2 protein-coding genes are annotated in these 1,000 nt (G+C 75.8%); both read left to right on the forward strand.

What is annotated here, in order from left to right; translation table 11 throughout:
• The coding region (locus G3I42_RS04180; RefSeq protein ID WP_164282484.1) for a winged helix-turn-helix domain-containing protein at positions 1-520 on the forward strand (520 nt) is incomplete at its 5' end.
• A 147-nt stretch (positions 521-667) separates the two neighbouring features.
• A partial coding sequence (locus tag G3I42_RS04185; RefSeq protein WP_343244449.1) for an NAD-dependent epimerase/dehydratase family protein occupies positions 668-1,000 on the forward strand: 333 nt, incomplete at its 3' end.

The following is a 1,000-nucleotide window of genomic DNA, read 5'->3' on the forward strand; positions in this document are numbered from 1 at the left end:
GGCCGTCGAGGCGGGCGAGCCCGCGCCCGCGCCGCTCGCCCCGCCCGAGGTCGCGCTGCCGGCCGGGGCGACCTGGCTCCCCGTACCGCCGCACACGCTGCCCGTGCTGCCGGGCAATCCGCCGATGGTCGGGTACCTCGTGCTCGTACCGGCCGATCAGCAGTCACCGTTCGCGGAGGCCGCCGCGCCGGCCGTGAGCGCCGTGCCCGAGCCGGCGCCCGAACCCCGTGCCGAGGCCGTCCGGGTCGACGCGCACCGCAGGACCGCCGAGGTCGACGGGCGACCGCTCGACCTCACGTACCTGGAGTTCGAACTCCTCGCGCACCTCGTCGCGCACCCCCACCGGGTGCACACGCGCGACCAGTTGGTGACGACCGTGTGGGGCTACGGGCACGTCGGCGACGGGCGGACCGTGGACGTGCACATCGCGCGGCTGCGCCGCAAGCTCGGCAGCGCGTACCGGCACAGCATCCAGACGGTGCGGCGGGTCGGGTACAAGTACACGCCGCCGCTGGGCTGAGCGGGACGCCCTGGGGGGCGCGGCGGCCGGACGGGCGCGGCGGGCCGAAAGGTTCCCGTACACGCCGGAGTTCGGCCGACAGCGCACAAGATCCCCCGAGAGCGAAAAGCGGTTCCCGGTCCCGTCCGGGGCGGGCAGGCTCGTGTCATGACTGCGAACACTTCGGCAAACGATGTGCGGACACGGCTGCTCGTGCTGGGCGGGACCGAGTTCGTCGGGCGCGCGACGGTCGAGGCGGGCCTCGCGCGCGGCTGGGACGTGACCGTCCTCAACCGGGGCACGAAGCCCGTCCCGGAGGGCGCCCGCGCGCTCGTCGGCGACCGCACGGCGCCCGGCGGGCTCGCGGCGCTCGAAGGCGGCACGTGGGACCTCGTGGTGGACACGTGGTCGCACGGGCCGCGCGCGGTGCGGGACGCGGCCGAGGCGCTGAAGGACCGGGCCGCGCGGTACGTGTACGTGTCGACGTGCTCGGTGTACGCG

Source organism: Streptomyces sp. SID11385 (assembly GCF_010548245.1).
Classification (GTDB): Bacteria; Actinomycetota; Actinomycetes; order Streptomycetales; family Streptomycetaceae; genus Streptomyces.